The sequence below is a fragment of the Escherichia sp. WS547 genome (assembly GCF_046486065.1).
GTDB lineage: Bacteria > Pseudomonadota > Gammaproteobacteria > Enterobacterales > Enterobacteriaceae > Escherichia > Escherichia coli.
Genome location: NZ_JBJQMA010000022.1, coordinates 18,989 through 34,954, shown reverse-complemented (window position 1 = coordinate 34,954; position 15,966 = coordinate 18,989). Strand labels below are relative to the sequence as shown.

The window sequence follows — 15,966 nt, the reverse complement described above, 5'->3', positions numbered from 1 at the left end:
GACGGCTTACGATTTACAGTTGAGTTGCGGCGTTTCCGCCCCGTAGTCATTGATGGTTCGGTACGTTACGCTACTGTTTTGAGCACCCTTTGGCAGAGGAAATTGGTATTTATCAAAGGGGGAAATCATTTGATTTTTAACTACTTTTCCACCTATTTTCAGGTCTGTCAGGGTAATGAAATAAGGTGTTGGGTTACTGACCGTAACCATGTCAGCTGACGAAGTGCAACGCAGTTTCGCCGGAGCCTCGCCTAAGGGATACGCTAAACCTTTTGGTCGCCAGAAAAGTTTGATGACGCTTTGTGTGGCAATCTTCAGGGTATTTCCCTCTTCCCGCTTCGTTGTTGAAGGGACTGCCCGTACGCTAGTGAAGAAAAGGGTTTCTCTGTCTTTCGCCAACGGCGCACCAATGTACATAATGCGTAACAGATTCTCATTAGCCGGATTCAGCACAAATAGCGGTGGTGTAATAATAAAGTCTGCTGATTTTTTATTATCTGGGGTCATCACCCATGACTGAATAAGATAAGGAACATCCGGACTGGTGTTACGTACACCCAGTGAAATTTGCTCTTCACCTTCTGAATAAACAAGACGTGTTGCTGCAAGTCCAATCCCGCCTTTACCTGCCGCCCATGCGGATGAGCAGCTGAGTAATATTGCCGTTAAACTTACGGTCACAATTCCCTTTGTTATGCAAGTTTTCATAAATAGTCACTCTTAAAAAATATGAATATCCCCTCCAGAACACTGGAGGGGTACTAATTAATAAAACAATTAATGAGTTCTATTAATAATAGTTAATATGGAAATTTGTTACCGCATTCACATTACCAGAAGTCGCTTTCCCCGTAGCGATATAATCAACTTTAAAAGTCAACGTCTGATCTCCATCTTGCAACAAAATGTTCCCGGTTTCTGTGTCTGGCGTGATGGCCGTTGTACCATCATTCATATACATTTGCAGGGCCACGTTTGTAGCAGCATCAGATGAGGCCTGGTTAGCAAACGCTGTAATCTGAGTAGTATCCGCAGTGCCATTAAAGGTGAACGTTGCATTTTTTGTTACGGTAGTATCACAATCTTTTAATTCAATTGGCACATCAGTTTGCACGCCAGAAACCTGACCATTGGTTTGCAACTTCGTGGCACTAACATCTGGCAAAGTCACCACGGAATCTTTCGTCGCAGCGACCAGAGTACAAGCTGGAGCAATAACTTTACCATTAAATGTTACTGAGCCATCCGTGATAGCATTATCATCAGCAGCCATAACGCTGGACGTTGCACATACCACAGTTATAAACGCCGTCAATACACTTTTTTTCATCGTCATCATCCTGATCTCTTCGTAAATATGATAATGCCTTTAAATGACATTGGACTTAATAATAACAACAATTGCCCGCCATTTAAATCAAGCATCCTTAATCCAATAAGTGACAAATTTTTAATTTATAGATTTCATGAATATTTACTTATTACCTGAACGAGTAATTCATTGATTCAACATTTATTGAATATCCAATAAATAAATACACGTGATACATATCCCTCAATCCTTAGTTCATTTTTAGAAAAAGATACACAAAATTTATATTTGGCATTTTCTTGTCTCTCCGACAGACTGACCGAATTGTTATCAATGTTAACAAAACAAGAACAATTGGTTATAAGGAGAGAGTATGCGTGTCATCACCCTGGCGGGTAGTCCTCGCTTTCCTTCTCGCTCCAGCTCCTTGCTGGAATATGCGCGGGAAAAACTGAATGGCCTGGATGTAGAGGTTTATCACTGGAATCTGCAAAACTTCGCCCCGGAAGATCTGCTTTATGCTCGTTTCGATAGTCCGGCACTCAATACCTTCACCGAACAGTTGCAACAGACTGACGGGCTGATTGTCGCCACGCCTGTGTATAAAGCCGCCTATTCCGGTGCGCTAAAAACCCTGCTCGACCTGCTGCCAGAACGTGCGTTGCAAGGCAAAGTGGTGCTACCGCTGGCGACGGGCGGTACGGTGGCCCATCTGCTGGCGGTCGATTATGCCCTTAAGCCAGTTTTAAGTGCGCTGAAAGCCCAGGAGATCCTGCACGGCGTGTTTGCCGATGACTCACAGGTGATTGATTACCACCACAAGCCGCAGTTCACGCCAAATCTGCAAACCCGTCTTGATACCGCGCTGGAAACTTTCTGGCAGGCGTTGCACCGCCGCGATGTTCAGGTTCCCGATCTTCTGTCTCTGCGAGGTAATGCCCATGCGTAAGATCATTAAACTAGCGCTGGCGGGATTACTTAGCGTCTCTACACTTGCTGTTGCCGCGGAGTCTTCGCCAGAGGCGTTACGGATTGGCTATCAGAAAAGCAACATCAGTTCGGTGCTGGCGAAAAATTACCAAATGCTGGAAAAACGCTATCCGCAAACAAAAATCTCCTGGGTGGAGTTCCCGGCTGGCCCACAGATGCTGGAGGCGTTAAACGTTGGCAGTATTGATCTCGGCAGTACCGGGGATATTCCGCCAATCTTTGCTCAGGCCGCCGGGGCTGATTTGGTATACGTGGGCGTCGAGCCGCCGAAGCCCAAAGCCGAAGTGATTCTGGTGGCAGAAAACAGCCCGATCAAAACCGTAGCCGATCTTAAAGGTCACAAAGTTGCCTTTCAGAAAGGTTCCAGTTCGCACAATCTTTTACTACGCGCACTACGCCAGGCCGGGCTTAAGTTTACCGATATACAACCCACTTACCTGACACCCGCTGATGCCCGCGCCGCGTTCCAGCAAGGTAACGTCGACGCATGGGCTATCTGGGATCCCTACTACTCCGCTGCATTATTACAGGGCGGCGTGCGGGTGCTAAAAGACGGCACCGATCTCAATCAGACCGGATCGTTTTATCTGGCTGCCCGTCCGTATGCAGAAAAAAACGGCGCATTTATTCAGGGTGTACTGGCAACCTTTAGTGAGGCCGATGCGTTAACCCGCAGCCAGCGCGAGCAAAGCATCGCCTTATTGGCAAAAACGATGGGCTTACCAGCCCCGGTGATTGCCTCGTATCTGGATCATCGCCCTCCCACCACCATCAAACCGGTTAACGCCGAAGTTGCCGCCTTACAGCAGCAAACGGCAGATCTGTTTTATGAAAACCGTCTGGTGCCGAAAAAAGTCGATATTCGCCAGCGTATCTGGCAGCCCACTCAACTGGAAGGAAAACAATTATGAGTCTGAATATGTTCTGGTTTTTACCGACCCACGGTGACGGGCATTATCTGGGAACGGAAGAAGGTTCACGCCAGGTTGATCACGGTTATCTGCAACAAATTGCGCAAGCGGCGGATCGCCTGGGCTATACCGGTGTGCTGATCCCAACGGGGCGCTCCTGCGAAGATGCGTGGCTGGTGGCGGCGTCGATGATCCCAGTGACGCAGCGGCTGAAGTTTCTTGTCGCCCTGCGCCCCAGTGTGACATCACCTACCGTTGCCGCCCGCCAGGCCGCCACGCTTGACCGTCTCTCGAATGGTCGTGCGTTGTTTAACCTGGTCACAGGCAGCGATCCACAAGAACTGGCAGGCGACGGCGTGTTCCTTGATCATAGCGAGCGCTACGAAGCCTCGGCGGAATTTACCCAGGTTTGGCGGCGTTTATTGCTGGGAGAAACCGTCGATTTCAACGGCAAACATATTCATGTGCGCGGAGCAAAACTGCTCTTCCCGCCGATTCAACAGCCGTATCCTCCGCTTTACTTTGGCGGATCGTCAGACGTCGCCCAGGAGCTGGCGGCAGAACAAGTTGATCTCTACCTCACCTGGGGCGAACCGCCGGAACTGGTTAAAGAGAAAATCGAACAAGTGCGGGCGAAAGCTGCCGCGCATGGACGCAAAATTCGTTTCGGTATTCGTCTGCATGTGATTGTTCGTGAAACCAACGACGAAGCGTGGCAGGCCGCCGAGCGGTTAATCTCGCATCTTGATGATGAGACTATCGCCAAAGCACAAGCCGCATTCGCCCGGACGGATTCCGTAGGACAACAGCGGATGGCGGCGTTACATAACGGCAAGCGCGACAATCTGGAGATCAGCCCCAATTTATGGGCGGGCGTTGGCTTAGTGCGCGGCGGTGCCGGGACGGCGCTGGTGGGCGATGGTCCGACGGTCGCCGCGCGAATCAACGAATACGCTGCACTTGGCATCGACAGTTTTGTGCTTTCGGGCTACCCGCATCTGGAAGAAGCGTATCGGGTTGGCGAATTGCTGTTCCCGCATCTGGATGTCGCCATCCCGGAAATTCCCCAGCCGCAGCCGCTGAATCCGCAAGGCGAAGCGGTGGCAAATGATTTTATCCCCCGTAAAGTCGCGCAAAGCTAAGGAACACGATAATGGCAACGCCAGTGAAAAAGTGGTTATTGCGCGTTGCCCCCTGGTTTTTACCGGTGGGCATCGTGGCGGTGTGGCAACTGGCCTCCTCAGTTGGCTGGCTGTCGACGCGTATTTTGCCCTCTCCGGAAGGAGTGGTGACGGCGTTCTGGACGCTCTCCGCCAGCGGCGAATTGTGGCAGCACCTGGCGATCAGCTCCTGGCGGGCGCTCATTGGCTTTTCAATTGGCGGATCGCTGGGCTTGATTCTGGGACTGATTAGCGGGCTGTCGCGCTGGGGAGAACGGCTGCTGGATACCTCCATTCAGATGTTGCGCAACGTGCCGCATCTGGCGCTGATCCCGCTGGTGATTTTGTGGTTTGGCATTGATGAATCCGCAAAAATCTTTCTGGTGGCGCTCGGCACGCTATTCCCCATTTATATCAACACCTGGCACGGCATCCGTAATATCGATCGCGGGTTGGTGGAAATGGCGCGTAGCTATGGATTATCCGGCATACCGCTGTTTATCCATGTGATCCTGCCTGGTGCCCTGCCCTCAATTATGGTCGGCGTGCGTTTTGCATTGGGCCTGATGTGGCTGACGTTGATTGTTGCCGAAACCATTTCTGCCAATTCCGGCATTGGTTATCTGGCGATGAATGCGCGGGAGTTTTTGCAAACGGACGTGGTGGTAGTCGCCATTATTCTTTACGCCCTGCTCGGCAAACTGGCTGACGTCAGCGCGCAGCTGTTAGAGCGCCTCTGGTTGCGCTGGAACCCGGCTTATCATTTGAAGGAGGCCACGGTATGAATACTGCTCGTCTGAACCAGGGCACACCATTGTTGCTCAATGCAGTAAGCAAACATTACGCGGAAAATATCGTCCTGAACCAACTGGATTTACATATTCCGGCTGGTCAGTTTGTGGCGGTGGTGGGCCGCAGCGGTGGTGGCAAAAGTACCCTGCTGCGCCTGCTGGCAGGTCTGGAAACGCCAACCGCTGGCGATGTGTTAGCGGGCACCACACCGCTGGCTGAGATTCAGGAAGACACGCGAATGATGTTTCAGGATGCGCGTCTGCTGCCGTGGAAATCGGTGATTGATAACGTTGGGTTAGGCCTTAAAGGCCAGTGGCGCGATGCCGCGCGTCGGGCGTTGGCTGCAGTAGGACTGGAGAATCGCGCAGGGGAATGGCCTGCCGCACTTTCAGGCGGGCAGAAACAGCGAGTGGCGCTGGCAAGAGCGTTGATTCATCGACCGGGTTTATTATTGCTTGATGAACCGCTCGGGGCGCTGGACGCCCTGACTCGGCTCGATATGCAGGATTTGATTGTGTCACTTTGGCAGGAGCACGGCTTTACCGTACTGTTGGTGACGCATGATGTGAGCGAAGCGGTAGCAATGGCTGACCGGGTGTTGTTAATTGAAGAGGGAAAAATTGGTCTGGATTTGACGGTGGATATCCCCCGTCCGCGCCGGTTAGGGTCGGTGCGATTAGCGGAGCTGGAAGCGGAAGTGTTGCAACGGGTGATGCAGCGTGGTGAATCTGAAACTCGCCTGAGAAAACAGGGGTAAATTCCCGAATGGCGGCGCTATTGCCGCCATTCGGTTATTTATCAAGCCAGTGCTTTAGTTATCTTCTCGTACAGATCGCCAGAGAGATTTTCCAGCCCTTTCAACTGCTCCAGCGCCGCGCGCATTTTCTCCTGACGTTTGGCATCGTAACGTTTCAGGCGAATCAGCGGCTCAATCAGGCGTGAAGCCACCTGCGGGTTACGGCTGTTGAGATCGGTTAGCATTTCCACCAGGAACTGGTAACCGCTGCCATCTTCGGCATGGAACGCTGCCGGGTTGCTGCCCGCAAACGCACCAATCAACGAACGAATACGGTTCGGGTTGCTCATGGTAAATGAGCGATGCTGCAACAGGCCACGCACCGTCTCCAGCACATTCGCCGCCGGGCTGGTGGCTTGCAGGATAAACCATTTATCCATCACCAGACCATCCTGATGCCACTTGTCGTCGTACTCCTGCATCAGCGCGTCACGGCAAGGCAGCTGTGCAGCAACCGCCGCAGAAAGCGCTGCCAGCGCATCGGTCATATTGTTTGCTTCATGGTATTGCTTGCTCACCAGCACGTCAGCCAGATGCGTTTCACCAAAAGCAAGGAAGCGCAGGCAGGCATTACGCAGAGTGCGTTTTGCAATATCTTCATGCTCAACACGGTACTCGCTCTGGTAATTCGCGTTGTAAATAGCCAGTAGCTCATCCGCCAGTTCAGTCGCCAGAGTACGAGTGAGTGCTTCGCGTACTTCAGCAATAGCAATCGGGTCGATGATATCGAACAGTTCTGCCATTTCATTGACGGAAGGCAGCGTCAGGATTTCTGCCGCCAGTGCCGGATCAATCTTCTCATCAAGCAGCACCGCGCGGAAAGCGTCAGCCACATGCACCGGCAGAGACAGCGGCTGCCCTTGCTGATGACGCGCGACGTTCAGCTTGATGTAGGTTGCCAGCAGGCTTTGCGCCGCATCCCAGCGGGAGAAATCATTACGCGCATGACGCATCAGGAAGGTCAGTTGCTGATCGCTCCACTTATATTCCAGTTTCACTGGCGCAGAGAATTCGCACAGCAGCGCAGGCACCGGCTGGAAGTAGACATTATCAAAGACAAAGGTCTGTTCCGCCTGGGTGACGTTCAGCACCGAATTGACCGGATGACCGCCTTTCTGCAACGGGATCACTTTGCCTTCGTTATCATACAGTTCGATGGCAAACGGAATATGCAGCGGCTGTTTTTCTGCCTGATCCGGCGTAGCTGGCGTGCGCTGGCTGATGGTCAGGGTGTACTGCTCGGTTTCTGGATTGTAGTCGTCTTTGACGGTCACAACCGGCGTACCGGACTGGCTGTACCAACGGCGGAAATGAGAGAGATCGACATTCGATGCATCTTCCATCGCCTGCACAAAGTCGTCACAGGTCGCTGCACTACCATCATGACGCTCGAAATAAAGCTGCATCCCTTTCTGGAAGTTTTCTTCGCCCAGCAGGGTGTGGATCATGCGAATCACTTCCGCGCCCTTCTCGTAAACGGTCAGGGTGTAGAAGTTGTTCATCTCAATGACCATATCCGGGCGGATCGGGTGCGCCATCGGGCTGGCGTCTTCCGCAAACTGCAATCCGCGCATGGTGCGCACGTTGTTGATACGGTTTACCGCGCGGGAACCAAGGTCAGAGCTGAACTCCTGATCGCGGAACACGGTTAAACCTTCTTTCAGGCTGAGCTGGAACCAGTCGCGGCAGGTCACACGGTTACCGGTCCAGTTGTGGAAATATTCGTGACCAATAACACGCTCAATATCGAGGTAATCTTTATCGGTGGCGGTGTCGGTACGGGCCAGCACATATTTGGAGTTAAAGATATTCAGACCTTTATTCTCCATTGCGCCCATATTGAAGAAATCCACCGCGACGATCATATAGATGTCGAGGTCATACTCCAGGCCGAAGCGTTCTTCATCCCATTTCATGGAGTTTTTCAGCGAGGTCATCGCCCACGGCGCACGATCAAGGTTGCCGCGATCGACGTACAGCTCCAGCGCAACTTCGCGACCAGAACGCGTGGTGAAGGTGTCGCGCAGCACGTCGAAGTCGCCTGCCACCAACGCAAACAGGTAGCACGGTTTCGGGAACGGGTCCTGCCACTGTACCCAATGACGTCCGTTTTCCAGTTCGCCTTGCGCAACGCGGTTACCGTTGGAAAGCAGGAAGGGATATTTGGTTTTATCGGCAATAATTTTGGTGGTAAAACGCGCCAGTACGTCCGGGCGGTCAAGATAATACGTAATATGGCGGAAACCTTCGGCTTCACACTGAGTGCAAAGCGCATCGCCTGACTGATAAAGCCCTTCCAGCGCGGTATTCGTCGCCGGGCTAATTTCATTAACGATCTTAAGCGTAAAACGCTCCGGCAAATTACTGATGACCAGTGCGCCCTCTTCTTCTTTCCAGGCGGTCCAAGGCTCATCATTAATATGAACAGAAACCAGTTTAAGATCTTCGCCATCAAGACGAAGCGGAGCATCTGATGCACCATGACGGACAGCCTGGCTGACCGCGGTAACGACCGTCTTTTGCGCGTCCAGGTCAAAGGTCAAGTCAATATCAGTAATCTGGTAATCCGGCGCACGATAATCGTGACGGTATTTGGCTTGTGGCTGTTGAGTCATAAATAACCTTTAGCATCTTTTATAGAGTCTGGTGTTCAGTCTATTCCTGTTGCGTAAATCGCGCTATGCAGAATCTTCATCTTTTCAGGTACAAACGCCTTTATTGCTACATTTTTATAACATGCACCGCGTAATGCCATCGACCAGAAAGGTGGCATATGGTGTGATCGGGGTTCAATAAATTGCGAAACAAGGTATACTCCAGCAGTTCCTGAAGATGTTTATTGTACTAAACGCTCCTGTACGAGGACGCTACTGCGCACCTATGACACAATTCGCTTCTCCTGTTCTGCACTCGTTGCTGGATACAGATGCTTATAAGTTGCATATGCAGCAAGCCGTGTTTCATCACTATTACGATGTGCATGTCGCGGCGGAGTTTCGTTGCCGAGGTGACGATCTGCTGGGTATTTATGCCGATGCTATTCGTGAACAGGTTCAGGCGATGCAGCACCTGCGCCTGCAGGATGATGAATATCAATGGCTCTCAGCCCTGCCTTTCTTTAAGGCCGACTATCTTAACTGGCTACGCGAGTTCCGCTTTAACCCGGAACAAGTCACCGTGTCCAACGATAATGGCAAGCTGGATATTCGTTTAAGCGGCCCGTGGCGTGAAGTCATCCTCTGGGAAGTTCCTTTGCTGGCGGTTATCAGTGAAATGGTACATCGCTATCGCTCACCGCAGGCCGACGTTGCGCAAGCCCTCGACACGCTGGAAAGCAAATTAGCCGACTTCTCGGCATTAACCGCCGGTCTTGATATGTCGCGCTTCCATCTGATGGATTTTGGCACCCGCCGACGTTTTTCTCGTGAAGTACAAGAAACCATCGTGAAACGTCTGCAACAGGAATCCTGGTTCGTGGGCACCAGCAACTACGATCTGGCGCGTCGGCTTTCCCTCACGCCGATGGGAACACAGGCACACGAATGGTTCCAGGCGCATCAGCAAATCAGCCCGGATCTAGCCAACAGCCAGCGAGCTGCACTTGCTGCCTGGCTGGAAGAATATCCCGACCAACTTGGCATTGCATTAACCGACTGCATCACTATGGATGCTTTCCTGCGTGATTTCGGTGTCGAGTTCGCCAGTCGCTATCAGGGCCTGCGTCATGACTCCGGCGACCCGGTTGAATGGGGTGAAAAAGCCATTGCACATTATGAGAAGCTGGGAATTGATCCACAGAGTAAAACGCTGGTTTTCTCTGACAATCTGGATTTACGCAAAGCGGTTGAGCTATACCGCCACTTCTCTTCCCGCGTGCAATTAAGTTTTGGTATTGGGACTCGCCTGACCTGCGATATCCCCCAGGTAAAACCCCTGAATATTGTCATTAAGTTGGTAGAGTGTAACGGTAAACCAGTGGCGAAACTTTCTGACAGCCCTGGCAAAACTATCTGCCACGATAAAGCGTTTGTTCGGGCGCTGCGCAAAGCGTTCGACCTTCCGCATATTAAAAAAGCCAGTTAATATCATCAGGGAGCTAATCGGCTCCCTTTTTTTACCTTTAATTCCGAAATCTTTCGCTGCATTTGCGAATTCTGCTTGTCTGATTGCAGATGCCAGGTAACATAGGTATCCCCCCATTTACGGGTGGACAAGTGTTTATTTTTTCCGACTATTAACAGAGAGAATATTATGAGCGTTGTGCCTGTAGCCGACGTACTCCAGGGCCGCGTAGCCGTTGACAGCGAAGTCACCGTGCGCGGATGGGTACGTACCCGCCGAGATTCAAAAGCTGGCATCTCCTTCCTCGCCGTTTATGACGGTTCCTGCTTTGATCCTGTACAGGCTGTCATCAATAATTCTCTGCCCAATTACAATGAAGACGTCCTGCGTCTGACCACCGGTTGCTCGGTCATTGTGACGGGTAAAGTCGTGGCATCGCCGGGCCAGGGGCAACAATTTGAAATTCAGGCCAGCAAGGTTGAAGTTGCTGGTTGGGTTGAAGATCCAGACACTTACCCGATGGCGGCAAAACGCCACAGCATTGAGTATCTGCGTGAAGTCGCTCACCTGCGTCCGCGCACAAACCTGATTGGTGCCGTCGCGCGCGTTCGCCATACGCTGGCGCAGGCGCTGCATCGCTTCTTTAACGAGCAGGGATTCTTCTGGGTTTCAACGCCACTGATTACTGCGTCTGATACCGAAGGGGCTGGCGAAATGTTCCGCGTTTCTACGCTGGATCTGGAAAACCTGCCGCGTAACGATCAGGGCAAAGTGGATTTCGACAAAGACTTCTTTGGTAAAGAGTCTTTCCTGACCGTATCTGGCCAGTTGAACGGCGAAACCTACGCTTGCGCATTGTCCAAAATTTATACCTTCGGCCCGACTTTCCGTGCTGAAAACTCCAACACCAGCCGTCACCTGGCGGAATTCTGGATGCTGGAGCCGGAAGTGGCGTTTGCTAACCTGAACGATATCGCGGGTCTGGCTGAAGCCATGCTGAAATATGTCTTCAAAGCGGTTCTCGAAGAACGCGCTGACGACATGAAATTCTTCGCTGAACGCGTAGATAAAGATGCCGTTTCACGTCTGGAACGCTTCATTGAAGCCGATTTTGCGCAGGTGGATTACACCGACGCAGTGACCATTCTCGAAAACTGCGGCAGGAAGTTTGAAAACCCGGTTTACTGGGGCGTTGATCTCTCTTCTGAGCATGAGCGTTATCTGGCGGAAGAACACTTTAAAGCACCGGTAGTGGTTAAAAACTATCCGAAAGATATTAAAGCGTTCTATATGCGCCTTAACGAAGACGGTAAAACCGTTGCGGCTATGGACGTTCTGGCTCCGGGCATCGGTGAGATCATTGGTGGCTCCCAGCGTGAAGAGCGTCTGGACGTGCTGGACGAGCGTATGCTGGAAATGGGCCTGAACAAAGAAGATTACTGGTGGTATCGCGATCTGCGTCGCTACGGTACTGTTCCGCATTCCGGTTTCGGTCTTGGTTTTGAACGCCTGATTGCTTACGTAACTGGCGTGCAAAACGTGCGTGATGTGATTCCGTTCCCACGTACTCCGCGTAACGCCAGCTTCTAATTTAGCGTCTTCAAGAGCCAGCGCCCGCTGGCTCTTTTTTTATCCTTTCTGTCAAGTTATCTGTTTGTTAAGTCAAGCAATCTATTTGCAACCCCACCATAACGATCATCCTGTTACGGAATATTACACTGCAACATTTGCGCACAAAAAATAATCCGCATTCTTATTGCGGATTAGTTTTTTCTTAGCTGATAGCACAATTTTCATACTATTTTTTGGCGTTCTGGATGTCTGAACGAGGATTTAGTGCCAGGTCGATAAAGTTTCCATCAGAAACAAAATTTCCGTTTAGTTAATTTAAATATAAGGAAATCATATAAATAGATAAATATTGCTGTAAATATCATCACGCTTCTATGGAAATATGACGGTGTTCACAAAGTTCCTTAAATTTTACTTTTTGTTACATATTTTTTCTTTTTGAAACCAAATCTTTATCTTTGTAGCACTTTCACGGTAGCGAAACGTTAGTTTGAATGGAAAGATGCCTGCAGACACATAAAGACACCAAACTCTCATCAATAGTTCCGTAAATTTTTATTGACAGAACTTATTGACGGCAGTGGCAGGTGTCATAAAAAAAACCATGAGGGTAATAAATAATGATGAAGCGCAATATTCTGGCAGTGATCGTCCCTGCTCTGTTAGTAGCAGGTACTGCAAACGCTGCAGAAATCTATAACAAAGATGGCAACAAAGTAGATCTGTACGGTAAAGCTGTCGGTCTGCATTATTTTTCTAAAGACAATGGTGTAAACAGTTACGGCGGAAACGGCGACAAAACTTATGCCCGTCTTGGTTTTAAAGGGGAAACACAAATCAATTCCGATCTGACCGGCTACGGTCAGTGGGAATATAACTTCCAGGGTAACAACTCTGAAGGCGCTGATGCCCAGAAAGGTAACAAAACTCGTCTGGCATTCGCAGGTCTGAAATTCGCTGATGCGGGTTCTATCGACTACGGTCGTAACTACGGTGTGGTTTACGACGCACTGGGTTACACCGATATGCTGCCTGAGTTTGGCGGTGACACGGCATACAGCGATGACTTCTTCGTTGGTCGTGTAGGCGGCGTTGCTACCTATCGTAACTCCAACTTCTTCGGTCTGGTTGACGGCCTGAACTTTGCCGTTCAGTACCTGGGCAAAAACGAACGTGCTGGTATTCCTGAGCGTTCCAACGGCGACGGCGTCGGTGGCTCTATCAGCTACGAATTCGAAGGCTTTGGTATCGTAGGTGCTTACGGTGCAGCAGACCGTACCGACGCCCAGGAAGCCGAATTCCGCGGTCAGGGTAAAAAAGCTGAACAGTGGGCAACTGGTCTGAAGTATGACGCGAACAACATCTACCTGGCAGCGAACTACGGTGAAACCCGTAACGCTACGCCAATTGAAGGCGGCTTCGCCAACAAAACGCAAGACGTTCTGTTAGTTGCGCAATACCAGTTCGATTTCGGTCTGCGTCCGTCCATCGCTTACACCAAATCTAAAGCGAAAGACGTAGAAGGTATCGGTGATGTTGATCTGGTGAACTACTTTGAAGTGGGCGCAACCTACTACTTCAACAAAAACATGTCCACCTATGTTGACTACATCATCAACCAGATCGATTCTGACAACAAACTGGGCGTAGGTTCAGACGACACCGTTGCTGTGGGTATCGTTTACCAGTTCTAATAGCACACCTCTTTGTTAAATGCCGAAAAAACAGGACTTTGGTCCTGTTTTTTTTATACCTTCCAGAGCAATCTCACGTCTTGCAAAAACAGCCTGCGTTTTCATCAGTAATAGTTGGAATTTTGTAAATCTCCCGTTACCCTGATAGCGGACTTCCCTTCTGTAACCATAATGGAACCTCGTCATGTTTGAGAACATTACCGCCGCTCCTGCCGACCCGATTCTGGGCCTGGCCGATCTGTTTCGTGCCGATGAACGTCCCGGCAAAATTAACCTCGGGATTGGTGTCTATAAAGATGAGACGGGCAAAACCCCGGTACTGACCAGCGTGAAAAAGGCTGAACAGTATCTGCTCGAAAATGAAACCACCAAAAATTACCTCGGCATTGACGGCATCCCTGAATTTGGTCGCTGCACTCAGGAACTGCTGTTTGGTAAAGGTAGCGCCCTGATCAATGACAAACGTGCTCGCACGGCACAGACTCCGGGTGGCACTGGCGCACTACGCGTGGCTGCCGATTTCCTGGCAAAAAATACCAGCGTTAAGCGTGTGTGGGTGAGCAACCCAAGCTGGCCGAACCATAAGAGCGTCTTTAACTCTGCAGGTCTGGAAGTTCGTGAATACGCTTATTATGATGCGGAAAATCACACCCTTGACTTCGATGCACTGATTAACAGCCTGAACGAAGCTCAGGCTGGCGACGTAGTGCTGTTCCATGGCTGCTGCCATAACCCAACCGGTATCGACCCTACGCTGGAACAGTGGCAGACACTGGCACAACTTTCCGTTGAGAAAGGCTGGTTACCGCTGTTTGACTTCGCTTACCAGGGTTTTGCCCGTGGTCTGGAAGAAGATGCTGAAGGACTGCGCGCTTTCGCGGCTATGCATAAAGAGCTGATTGTTGCCAGTTCCTACTCTAAAAACTTTGGCCTGTACAACGAGCGTGTTGGCGCTTGTACTCTGGTTGCTGCTGACAGTGAAACCGTTGATCGCGCATTCAGCCAAATGAAAGCGGCGATTCGCGCTAACTACTCTAACCCACCAGCACACGGCGCTTCTGTTGTTGCCACCATCCTGAGCAACGATGCGTTACGTGCGATTTGGGAACAAGAGCTGACTGATATGCGCCAGCGTATTCAGCGTATGCGTCAGTTGTTCGTCAATACGCTGCAGGAAAAAGGCGCAAACCGCGACTTCAGCTTTATCATCAAACAGAACGGCATGTTCTCCTTCAGTGGTCTGACAAAAGAACAAGTGCTGCGTCTGCGCGAAGAGTTTGGCGTGTATGCTGTTGCTTCTGGTCGTGTGAACGTAGCCGGGATGACACCAGATAACATGGCTCCGCTGTGCGAAGCGATTGTGGCAGTGCTGTAAGCGTTAAAAACAATGAAGCCCGCTTAAAAAGCGGGCTTTTTTATGCGCCTTTACCAGACGGGCATTTCGTCTTGCAGGAAGGGATTATGCAGGCGCTCATAACCAAGTGTGGATAATGGTCCGTGACCCGGAATAAATGTCACGTCATCCCCCAGTGGCAGCAACTTATCTTTGATTGAAGAAATCAGTTGATTATGATCGCCACGCGGGAAGTCACTGCGCCCTACTCCGCCTTTGAAAATAACGTCGCCAGAAATCAGCAGCTTTGCCCGATCATCAAAAAACACGACATGACCCGGCGTATGCCCTGGGCAATGTAACACCTGTAAAGCCACATTCCCTATGCTGATGGTATCGCCTTCGTTCAGCCAACGATCCGGCGTCAGCGGCTGGCACTCTTCCAGACCAAACATACGACTTTGCGCAGGCAAGCCTTGCAGCCAGAACTCATCTTCTTTTTCCGGGCCAAAAACCGGCACGCCGTAATGTTGCGCCAGTTCCGCCGCTGCACCAACGTGGTCCAGATGACCATGCGTCAGCAGGATCTGCATCAGTGTCAGGCCGCTGGCGTCAACTTCCTGTTTGATTTTTTCCGCATCGCCGCCAGGATCGACCAGTGCGGCCAGTCGGGTTTGTTCACACCAGATCAATGAACAGTTCTGGGAGAATGCGGTGACCGGAATAATACGATAGTTCATACTGCCCCTGTTTCGTTAAGCAATTACTACCAGTGCCGTGCTGGCCCGGTATCAATATGCACAAAGTTACTACGTGGGTAATATCCTACACCACCTGCGCGCATAGATAACGCGGCTTTGCGAATATTGCTTAACGCGATACCTTCAATATGGAAATCCATCGCCTGCCCTTTCGTGTGATAGCTTTTCTTCGCTACTCCACGGCTGCGGGCGCGTAGTTCATTGTTGGTATCAATGGAGCGATAACCGGAAATGAGTTGCACCGGTTTGCGGGTGCCTAACAACCCTTGCAGGCGATACAACTGATCGAATAATCCTGGGTCGATGGACTTTATTTTGTTCGCGCGATAATCGCGGAAAAAATGGTTAAGTTTTGCCAATTCTTCCTGAATATAGCCTCTGCCATCGAAAAACTCCGCTTTGATTGACTCTCCGGTATGAAGATTATTGAGTGTCAAAATGCGCGGGCGTGGGGTAGAGAGTGTTGCAAACGCAGGGGTCGGCAGGATGGCGGCACCGAGTGCAACGCCACCAAGCGCCAGCAGTTTGCGGCGATTAGCGTCGAATTTGTCCATGATAATCAAGTCTACAGGTCAATGTTATC

14 protein-coding genes are annotated in these 15,966 nt (G+C 50.8%); 9 read left to right on the top strand and 5 right to left on the bottom strand.

The window, feature by feature from the left end:
- Positions 1-6: 6 nt before the first annotated feature.
- Both ACJHWK_RS18120 and ACJHWK_RS18115 read right to left on the bottom strand, forming a co-directional pair.
- Positions 7-708, bottom strand: coding sequence for a molecular chaperone (locus tag ACJHWK_RS18120; RefSeq protein WP_001522784.1), 702 nt, complete (start codon positions 706-708; stop codon positions 7-9).
- Between the two features lie 82 nt (positions 709-790).
- Complete coding sequence (locus tag ACJHWK_RS18115; RefSeq protein WP_000750296.1) at positions 791-1,330, bottom strand: fimbrial protein; 540 nt, start codon at positions 1,328-1,330, stop codon at positions 791-793.
- A gap of 355 nt (positions 1,331-1,685) precedes the next feature.
- Between ACJHWK_RS18115 and ssuE the strand changes: the two genes are divergently transcribed.
- The 5 genes from ssuE to ssuB are packed head-to-tail and all read left to right on the top strand — an operon-like array spanning position 1,686 to position 5,922.
- Positions 1,686-2,261 carry an NADPH-dependent FMN reductase gene (ssuE, locus tag ACJHWK_RS18110; protein ID WP_410234886.1) on the top strand — a complete coding sequence of 192 codons (576 nt, stop codon included), beginning with the start codon at positions 1,686-1,688 and terminating at the stop codon, positions 2,259-2,261.
- Positions 2,254-3,213 (top strand): aliphatic sulfonate ABC transporter substrate-binding protein SsuA, encoded by a 960-nt coding sequence (ssuA, locus tag ACJHWK_RS18105; RefSeq protein WP_001522776.1) that lies wholly within the window; start codon positions 2,254-2,256, stop codon positions 3,211-3,213. The genes ssuE and ssuA overlap by 8 nt, the downstream gene beginning before the upstream one ends.
- Positions 3,210-4,355, top strand: a complete 1,146-nt coding sequence (gene ssuD, locus ACJHWK_RS18100) for an FMNH2-dependent alkanesulfonate monooxygenase (RefSeq protein ID WP_001522775.1) — start codon at positions 3,210-3,212, stop codon at positions 4,353-4,355. Before ssuA ends, ssuD begins: the two co-directional genes overlap by 4 nt.
- Before the next feature lie 11 nt (positions 4,356-4,366).
- Positions 4,367-5,158: an aliphatic sulfonate ABC transporter permease SsuC gene (gene ssuC, locus ACJHWK_RS18095; protein WP_000235203.1), complete on the top strand. Its 792-nt coding sequence runs from the start codon at positions 4,367-4,369 to the stop codon at positions 5,156-5,158.
- Complete coding sequence (gene ssuB, locus ACJHWK_RS18090; RefSeq protein ID WP_170886174.1) at positions 5,155-5,922, top strand: aliphatic sulfonates ABC transporter ATP-binding protein; 768 nt, start codon at positions 5,155-5,157, stop codon at positions 5,920-5,922. The genes ssuC and ssuB overlap by 4 nt, the downstream gene beginning before the upstream one ends.
- 41 nt (positions 5,923-5,963) lie before the next feature.
- Here the strand turns inward: ssuB and pepN are convergent, their stop codons facing one another.
- Positions 5,964-8,576 (bottom strand): aminopeptidase N, encoded by a 2,613-nt coding sequence (pepN, locus tag ACJHWK_RS18085; protein ID WP_000193813.1) that lies wholly within the window; start codon positions 8,574-8,576, stop codon positions 5,964-5,966.
- Between the two features lie 265 nt (positions 8,577-8,841).
- On the opposite strand from pepN, the gene pncB reads away from it, so the two are divergent.
- The 4 genes from pncB to aspC all read left to right on the top strand — a co-directional run bounded on the left by pncB (position 8,842) and on the right by aspC (position 14,664).
- Positions 8,842-10,044 carry a nicotinate phosphoribosyltransferase gene (gene pncB, locus ACJHWK_RS18080; protein ID WP_001305916.1) on the top strand — a complete coding sequence of 401 codons (1,203 nt, stop codon included), beginning with the start codon at positions 8,842-8,844 and terminating at the stop codon, positions 10,042-10,044.
- Between the two features lie 168 nt (positions 10,045-10,212).
- A complete protein-coding gene (asnS, locus tag ACJHWK_RS18075; RefSeq protein ID WP_000117881.1) occupies positions 10,213-11,613 on the top strand; it encodes an asparagine--tRNA ligase in 1,401 nt (466 codons plus the stop codon).
- Between the two features lie 602 nt (positions 11,614-12,215).
- Positions 12,216-13,289: a porin OmpF gene (gene ompF / locus ACJHWK_RS18070; protein ID WP_000977905.1), complete on the top strand. Its 1,074-nt coding sequence runs from the start codon at positions 12,216-12,218 to the stop codon at positions 13,287-13,289.
- A 184-nt stretch (positions 13,290-13,473) separates the two neighbouring features.
- Entirely contained in the window at positions 13,474-14,664 is a 1,191-nt protein-coding gene (aspC, locus tag ACJHWK_RS18065) for an aspartate transaminase (RefSeq protein ID WP_000462687.1), read from the top strand.
- 50 nt (positions 14,665-14,714) lie between these two features.
- On the opposite strand, the gene gloC is transcribed toward aspC, so the two are convergent.
- Both gloC and ACJHWK_RS18055 read right to left on the bottom strand, forming a co-directional pair.
- Positions 14,715-15,362: a hydroxyacylglutathione hydrolase GloC gene (gene gloC / locus ACJHWK_RS18060; protein ID WP_001109449.1), complete on the bottom strand. Its 648-nt coding sequence runs from the start codon at positions 15,360-15,362 to the stop codon at positions 14,715-14,717.
- Between the two features lie 26 nt (positions 15,363-15,388).
- Positions 15,389-15,937 carry a YcbK family protein gene (locus ACJHWK_RS18055; protein WP_001295932.1) on the bottom strand — a complete coding sequence of 183 codons (549 nt, stop codon included), beginning with the start codon at positions 15,935-15,937 and terminating at the stop codon, positions 15,389-15,391.
- Positions 15,938-15,966: the final 29 nt, after the last annotated feature.